At 62.4% G+C, this 2,280-nt stretch carries 3 protein-coding genes; all 3 read right to left on the bottom strand.

What is annotated here, in order from left to right; translation table 11 throughout:
* A partial coding sequence (locus EOC06_RS43910; RefSeq protein WP_245470234.1) for a Gfo/Idh/MocA family protein occupies window positions 1-401 on the bottom strand: 401 nt, incomplete at its 3' end.
* A gap of 1 nt (window position 402) precedes the next feature.
* Complete coding sequence (locus EOC06_RS30750) at window positions 403-1,311, bottom strand: carbohydrate ABC transporter permease (protein ID WP_128309557.1); 909 nt, start codon at window positions 1,309-1,311, stop codon at window positions 403-405.
* The coding region (locus EOC06_RS30745; RefSeq protein ID WP_245470233.1) for a carbohydrate ABC transporter permease at window positions 1,311-2,280 on the bottom strand (970 nt) is incomplete at its 5' end. The genes EOC06_RS30745 and EOC06_RS30750, both read right to left, overlap by 1 nt.

The following is a 2,280-nucleotide window of genomic DNA, read 5'->3' as shown; positions in this document are numbered from 1 at the left end:
ATCTCATAGCCGGGATCATAGAATTTCATGTAGCCGACAAGGGCGACGAGGCCGCTCCGCTCGGCCTGCTCGACCAGCGGGCGCGCCTCCTGCGGCGTGAAGGCAAGCGGCTTCTCGACGATCAGGTGCTTGCCGGCTCGGATTGCATCGGCGACCATCTCGCCATGATCGTAGGTGCAGATCACGACCGCATCGACATTCGGGTCGGCAAGCAGCGCGCGATGGTCGGTATATCTGGCAGTGACGCCATAATGTTGCGCGACCTTGTCGACCGTGCCGGGAGAGATGTCGCACAAGGCGGCGATGCGAAACGCCGGCAATTCCATGAGATAGGGCAAGTGCATCAGCTGGGCGATCTCGCCGCAACCGATAACGCCAACGCCAGTAACGCGATCCTGCATGTCAACCCTTCACGGCGCCGGCTGTCAGGCCGGCGATGAACTGCCGTTGCATGGCGACAAAGACGACGATCACCGGCAGTGTCGTGATCGTCAACGCGGCGAAATAGAGCGTCCAGAGCGAGTCGTATTGCTGGAAGAAGCTGACCAGCCCAAGCGGGATGGTCTGCACCAAAGGGTCGCGCAACAGCAGGAAGGCCAGGAAGAAATCGTTCCAGATCTCGATGAAGCCGAAGATGAGGATCAGCGCCACGCCCGGCCGCACCAGGGGCAGCATGATGTGGATCAGGATCTCAAGCCGGCTGGCGCCATCGATGCGAGCGGCATCTTCGAGGTCGGCCGGCAATGTGATGAAGAAGCTGCGCAGGATGAAGACCGAAAGCGGCAGCGACGTCGCGGCATAGATGAAGGCAATGCCGAGCCGGCTGTTTATCAGGCCGAGATCGCGCGCCACCAGGAACAGCGGAATGGCCATCACCTGCGGCGGCACCAGCATGGCCGCAACCGCGACTGCGACCACAAGACCGCGTCCGGGGAAACGAAGACGCGCCACCGCATAGGCGCACGGCGTCGCGACGGCCACCAGGATGATCAATGCCGAGCCGGTGACGAAGATGCTGTTGACGATGCGCGATCCCATGCCGGCGATCCGCCAGGCATCGGCATAGTTCTGCAGCACCAGGCTCGATGGCGGACCCCAGACATTGCTGAGCATTTCCTGCTTGGTCTTGAGCGAACCGAACAACACCCAAAGCAGCGGATAAAGGGTCTCGAAGAGCACGAGGACGAGCGCGGCATAGATGCCGGCGAGTTCGAGGATGCCGGCCATGCCAAGGCGCTGCATGAGCCCGCGACGGCGATGGCCGGCGGCGCCATCGTCCAGCGAAATTGGAGGGTTGGCGACTGCTCTCATCAGACGTCGAGCCTTTGCCTGCGCATCAAGGCCAGCAGGCCGATACTGGCCAGCCCGACGATCATGAACAGCACATAGCCGATCGCCGCGGCGTAGCTCATGGCGCCGTCCTGGAAGGCCTTGCTCATCATGTAGGTGAGCACCACTTCGGTGGCGTGGTTCGGGCCGCCCTTGGTCAGGACATAGACGATGTCGAAATTGCGCACGAAGGCGCCGGAAAGGCCGAGGATGGTGTTGATGAAGATGATCGGCATCATCATCGGAACGGTGACGTGCCGGAAGCGCTGCAAGGGGCCGGCGCCGTCCATCTTCGCCGATTCATAAAGCTCCGAGGGGATCGTCTGCAGCCCGGCCAGATAGATGACGGCATGGAAGCCGAGCCATTTCCAGACATCGACGACGATGATCGAGTAGAGCGCGATGTCGGCGTCGCCGAGCCATGATCGTTTCAGCCCGGCGAGGCCAATGAGATCGAGCCCGCTGTTGAGCAGGCCGAAGACGGGATTGTAGATCCAGGACCAGAGCAGGCCGACGGCGACGAAGGACATCGTCACCGGGATGAAGGCGGCGGCGCGAAAGAAGGCGCGGCCGAGCAGCGCCCGGTTCAGAAGCAGCGCCAGCCCGAGGCCGAGCACGTTCTTCAGGACGACGACGGCAACGACGAAAATCAGATTGTTGCGCAGCGCACCGAGGAAGATGCGATCATGCGCCAGGCGCATGTAGTTGGAAAAGCCTGCCCAGGTCGGGTCGGAAAACCCGTCCCAATTGTGCAGGCTGAGCCAGAAGCCGTTGACGAACGGCCAGAGGTAGAAAAGACCGAAGAGGATCGCGGCGGGCAGGATCATGACGAAGGCCGTAGCCCCGTCCCCGGCATCGAAACGCCAGGTGCCGGATCGGCTCGAAACAGGAGCCGCCTCTTGCGGTTGCGTGCTCACGCGGCCTTCGCACTTTGCGGGGTCAGCACCAGCC

The sequence above is a fragment of the Mesorhizobium sp. M7A.F.Ca.MR.362.00.0.0 genome (genome assembly GCF_004023175.1).
Taxonomy (GTDB): domain Bacteria; phylum Pseudomonadota; class Alphaproteobacteria; order Rhizobiales; family Rhizobiaceae; genus Mesorhizobium.
This window is presented reverse-complemented; position numbering and strand designations above follow the sequence as displayed.